Consider the following 4,862-nt stretch of genomic DNA (forward strand, 5'->3'; position numbering starts at 1 on the left):
CCAGTGTTTTGGGCGATCCGGCCGCGCCAGGGGGCCCGCAACGACAATCCCGCCGACCTTGCGCCGACAAAAGAACTGGGTCCCCGCCTTCGCGGGGATGAGCGGAAATCCAAGCTGCTGATCCTGCTTTGCTTTAAATGAGTCTGAACCCTAGCGCGTCGCGCCCGGCTTCCATTTGACGTCGCCCGCGCCGTTGGCGTTGGCCCGGCGGGCGGCGACGAACAGGTGGTCGGACAGCCGGTTCAGATAGCGCATGGCCGCTGGCGTCACCGCCTCGCCGCTCTCGACCAGCCGCACCGCCTCGCGTTCCGCCCGGCGGCAGACCGTGCGCGCCAGATGCAGGTGGGCCGACAGCGGCGCCCCGCCGGGCAGGATGAAGCTGTCCAGCGCCTTCAGGCTCTCGTTCATCCAGTCGATTTCCTGCTCCAGCCGCTCCACCTGGCTGTCCAGGATGCGCAGCGCCTCCCACTTGGGCGGCGGCTCCAGGGGGGTGGCGAGGTCCGCGCCCAGGTCGAACAGCTCGTTCTGGATGCGGCCCAGCATGGCGTCGATGCGGTCGTTCTGGCCCGAATGCAGGCGGGCGACGCCGATCACGGCGTTCAGTTCGTCGACCGCGCCGTAGGCCTCCACCCGCAGGTCGCTCTTGGACGCCGGAGCGCCCGAGGCCAGCCGCGTCCGGCCGTCGTCGCCGGTCTTGGTGTAGATGCGGTTCAGAACGACCACGGATCAGGCCCCGTGCGTGGACTTCCACCACATGCCGATGACCAGCAGCACGATCGCCACCGCCTGCAGGGCGACGCGCAGGCGCATCAGCTTGTTGGACCGCGACCGGGCCTCGGGCCCGTCCTGGTAGAGGGCGCGCAGGCCGAACGCCAAGGTCACGGCCACCGCCAGGATGGCCAGCACGATCAGGATGTCGAGAACCGTCATGGCCCGATCCTAGGCCTGCGCCTCCGGCGAAGCCAGTAGCGGCCCCCGATACAGCATCGCGACATCACAGCGCGCATAGCGGGCGCCGAACTCGGCCATGATCCCCGCGTCGTGCTCGAAGCCGGCCTTTTCGTACAGGTGGATGGCCGCCGCGCATTTGCGGTTGGTCAGCAGATACAGCCTCTTGGCGCCCAGCCGGCCGGCGCGGCGGATCATGGCGTCCAACAGGAATTCGCCCGCCTTGCGACCCCGCGCGACCCCGCGCACCCCCATCTTGGTCAGTTCGTACTGGTCCGGTCCGGTTTTCTGCAGGGCGCAGGCCCCGATCACGCCCAGGTCGCCGGCGCGGACGAACAGGATGTCGCCGCCGGGGTCGATGATCCGCTCCCGCGGATTCTCCAGCACCTCGCGGTCGGTCGGCTCCAGCGCGAACATGGTCTGGATCCACTCGGCGTTGATGTCGTGGAACGCCCGCGCCAAGCCGTCGGAGTATTCCAGGATCTGCAGCCCGCCCAGCACCGGGGCCTCCAGCGCGCGCCTGTCCAGCGACTTGCGGTCCAGGGCCGCCTCCATCGCGTCCAGGGTCCCGGTCAGGGCGGCGTCCACCTCGTCGCACAGGTCGCGCGCGGCCCGCTCGACCCGCGGCCAGACCTCGCGGCGGGAGCGGGCCATCATCTCGCGACCCGTTTCGGTCAGCGAGACCACGCGGCGGCGGCGGTCGCGCCCCGTCGCGTCGGTCGCCACCAACCCCATCTCCGCCAGCCGGGCGAGGTTGCGGGTGACTCCGGGCTGACTGACGCCGGTGGCCTGAACCAGGTCGCCGACCGACAAGGGTCCATGCCGATCCAGGGCGCCCAGCAGCGGATACTGGGCCGGCTGGATCGGAAGACCCGCATGCTCCACTACCTTCAGCACCTCGGCCTGCATCCGCTCGCCCAGCCGCTTCAGCCGCGATCCCAGGAACAGGTGCGGTTGTTCCTTCACGATGTCTTCGACCATCACCGGCGCTCAGAATGATATCCAGTTATATAACTCGATATACAATAGCCGAAAGCGGCTGTCGAGCCAGACGGACATTCACAATCGTCGTGTCGGACGGTGGCGTTGCTTTACTCAGGGCCCGTACTCGATACCGCTCATCCCCGCGAAGGCGGGGACCCAGTGTTTTGGGCGATCCGGCCGCGCCAGGGAGCCGCAAACGACAATCCCGCTAACCTTGCGCCGACAAAAGAACTGGGTCCCCGCCTTCGCGGGGATGAGCGGAAAATATAAGCTGCTGATCCTGCTTTGCTTTAAATGAGTGAACACTAGCCACTAGCCACTAGCCACTAGCCACTAGCCACTAGCCACCTAGTCCAGCTTGCGCGCCTCTTCGGGCAGCATGATCGGCACGCCGTCCCGGATGGGGAAGGCCAGCTTGGCGCCCTTGGACACCAGTTCCTGGCGGTCGCGGTCATAGGTCAGCCGGCCGCGGGTGACCGGGCAGACCAGCACCTCGAGCAGGCGAGGGTCGACGGAGATCGGGGTGTGGAAGGCGTCGGACATGCGGCGAAGGGTATAGGTTCTAGGTTCTAGGTTCTAGGGAGGGCGAGGATCGGGGTTCAAGGCTCCCTAGAACCTAATCCCTAGACCCTAGAACCTATCTTCACTGCATCGAAGGCCCGTCCTCGCCGTCGCCGGCGGCGTCGATGCGCATCAGGGCGGTCAGGACCCGGCCCCGTTCGTCCAGATTCTCGGCCTCCAGCAGGGCCTGTTTCTCGGGCGGCTCGAACGGCAGGGCCATGGCCAGGCTGTTGACCAGGGCCTCGGGCGGCGCGGTTTCCGCCGTCTCCCAGTCGATGTCCAGGCCGCGGGTCTCCAGATAGGCCTTCAGCGCCTCCAGCAGGTTGTGCCGGTCCAGGGCGCCCTCGTCAGTGGGCGGAGCCGTCAGGTCGCCCTCGAAGGGGGCGAAGGCGGCGCGAACCTGGCGATAGGGGGTCTGGACCGGCAGTTCGGCCGTCAGCCGGAAGCGGGAGCAGCCGGTCAGGGTGATCAGATAGCGGCCGTCCGAGGTCTCGTTGAAGCTGGTGATGCGGCCCGCGCAGCCCACGGGCGACAAGCGGGGCTGGCTCTGCGATCCGCCGGCGGGCTGGATCATGCCGATGATCCGGTCGCCCGCCATGGCGTCATCGACCATGTTCAGATAGCGCGGCTCGAAGATGTTCAGCGGCAGCTGCCCGCGCGGCAGCAGCAGCACACCCGACAGCGGAAAGACCGGGATCACCTGCGGCAGGTCGGCGGCCCTGATGTAACCTTGAGCCACCGAAACCTCCCGACTTAGGCGAACAAGAGCGACGACAGGCGGCGCCGGCCGTCCTTGGCCACCTCGGACGTGGCTCCGGCGGCGTCGAACACGGTCAGCAGCTGCTTGCGCGCGGCCTGGTCGTTCCATTCGCGGTCGGCGGCGACGATCTTCAGCAGATGGTCCACCGCCCCCTTCAGGTCGCCGGACGCGGCCAGGGCGCCGGCCAGGTCGAAGCGGGCCTGGTGATCGTTCGGGTTTCCGGCGACCTTCGCCTCCAGCTCGGCGCCCGCGTCCGACGGGGCCGAGGCCAGGGCCAGCTGGGCGCGCACCGACTGGACCGCCGGATCCTTGGAGTCCTGTGGCGCCATGGCGATGGTCTGGCGCGCCTGGTCCGCGTCGCCGTCGGCGAGATAGACGCGGGCCATGCCGGCGATCGCCTTCTCGTGGCCCGGCTCCAGGGTCAGGACCTGGGCGAAGGCCTGCGGGCGGCGCGCCCAGGTCGCTCAGCGCCAGGGATTCCTCGCCCAGCGACAGCAGCTGTTCGATATCGGAATTGGCGCTGGTCCCGCCGGTCAGCTTGTCGATGAAGGCCTTGAGCTGGCTTTCCGGGACGGCGCCCTGGAAACCGTCGACGGGCTGGCCGTTGACGAAGGCGTAGACGGTCGGGATCGACTGCACCCGCAACTGGCCCGCGTAGGCGGGATTCTTGTCGACGTCGATCTTGACCAGCTTGACCGCGCCGCCGGCCGCGCGGACCGCCTTCTCCAGCGCCGGGGTCAGCTGGCGGCAGGGGCCGCACCAGGTCGCCCAGAAGTCGACCAGCACCGGCTGGGTCTTGGAGGCCTCGACGACGTCCTTCATGAAGCCGGCGTCGGAGCCTTCCTTGATGAGGTCGCCATTGGCGCCGGGGGCAGGGCGGTCGGGTCGGCGAAGGTCATGTCGGTCCTTGTCGGATCAATCGTAACGCGGAAGGCCGTCAGATGGTCCCGCGCGCGGCGCGCCTCAAGTGGCGGGAAGCGCGGCGGGCGCATCCAAATCTCGCCTCAAGTAGCGCGAAGCGCGGTAGGCGCACTAGGAAGGATCGCCGCCCGCGCCGGCGGGGCTGAGCTTCCAGCGGATCTTGGTCTCGGAATCGGTCCGCGCCGAGCCGCGCACGACGATCTGGAGCGAGCGGCGGGTCAGGCCGTCGTCGATGTGGACGGACGGCTCGATCGCCACGTCGGGCCCGTCGGTGCGGAACCACCAGCCGCGCCCGGAGTGGCCGCGCAGCAGGATGGAGCGGCGGTCGCGCGCCAGGGAAGCCTGCACGCCGGGCTCCAGCTGGAAGCGCGCGGCGTAGGGGGCGGCGATGGCGCGGATCACGTCCTTCTGGCCGGGTGCGGGATGGAGCCGTTCTTCGGCCCGCAGCTCGTCCAGCCGCTGGTCCAGGTAGAGGCGGCGCTGGTGCAGCAGGCCGAAGTCGTGGACCCAGCCGTCGTGCTCGATCTCCAGCCAGACGGCGCCCTCGCCGTCGCGCCGGTCGGCGGTGACGTGCAGCGGGCGGCCGATCAGGCGGGGACCCAGCAGATCGCCCTTCCAGCCGCCCAGGGGCTCGCCGGTGGCGCGCTCCCCAAGGGTCAGGGTCGAATGGCCGGGGGGCAGGCGCAGG

6 protein-coding genes and 1 pseudogene are annotated in these 4,862 nt (G+C 69.1%); all 7 read right to left on the reverse strand.

Features of this window, described 5'->3' with window-relative positions; all coding sequences use genetic code 11:
* Positions 1 to 150 precede the first annotated feature (150 nt).
* Complete coding sequence (locus AC2W7C_RS13385; protein ID WP_486001879.1) at positions 151 to 723, reverse strand: cob(I)yrinic acid a,c-diamide adenosyltransferase; 573 nt, start codon at positions 721 to 723, stop codon at positions 151 to 153.
* A gap of 3 nt (positions 724 to 726) precedes the next feature.
* Entirely contained in the window at positions 727 to 930 is a 204-nt protein-coding gene (locus AC2W7C_RS13390; protein ID WP_486001880.1) for a twin transmembrane helix small protein, read from the reverse strand.
* A 9-nt stretch (positions 931 to 939) separates the two neighbouring features.
* Positions 940 to 1,929: a bifunctional helix-turn-helix transcriptional regulator/GNAT family N-acetyltransferase gene (locus AC2W7C_RS13395; RefSeq protein WP_486001881.1), complete on the reverse strand. Its 990-nt coding sequence runs from the start codon at positions 1,927 to 1,929 to the stop codon at positions 940 to 942.
* 351 nt (positions 1,930 to 2,280) lie between these two features.
* Positions 2,281 to 2,475 (reverse strand): Trm112 family protein, encoded by a 195-nt coding sequence (locus AC2W7C_RS13400; protein WP_486001882.1) that lies wholly within the window; start codon positions 2,473 to 2,475, stop codon positions 2,281 to 2,283.
* A gap of 100 nt (positions 2,476 to 2,575) precedes the next feature.
* Positions 2,576 to 3,232, reverse strand: a complete 657-nt coding sequence (locus tag AC2W7C_RS13405) for an LON peptidase substrate-binding domain-containing protein (RefSeq protein WP_486001883.1) — start codon at positions 3,230 to 3,232, stop codon at positions 2,576 to 2,578.
* A gap of 14 nt (positions 3,233 to 3,246) precedes the next feature.
* A pseudogene (gene trxA / locus AC2W7C_RS13410) lies at positions 3,247 to 4,152 on the reverse strand (thioredoxin).
* A gap of 133 nt (positions 4,153 to 4,285) precedes the next feature.
* Positions 4,286 to 4,862: heparinase II/III domain-containing protein (locus AC2W7C_RS13415; RefSeq protein ID WP_486001884.1), on the reverse strand; the 577-nt coding region annotated here is incomplete at its 5' end.

This window comes from Brevundimonas sp. CURTG3B2_SDJG (assembly GCF_057364705.1).

Bases quoted from the DNA above. Each gene is read 5' to 3' on its own strand.
- AC2W7C_RS13390 (WP_486001880.1), bottom strand. From the start codon at position 930: ATGACGGTTCTCGACATCCTGATCGTGCTGGCCATCCTGGCGGTGGCC.
- AC2W7C_RS13395 (WP_486001881.1), bottom strand. From the start codon at position 1,929: ATGGTCGAAGACATCGTGAAGGAACAACCGCACCTGTTCCTGGGATCG.
- AC2W7C_RS13400 (WP_486001882.1), bottom strand. From the start codon at position 2,475: ATGTCCGACGCCTTCCACACCCCGATCTCCGTCGACCCTCGCCTGCTC.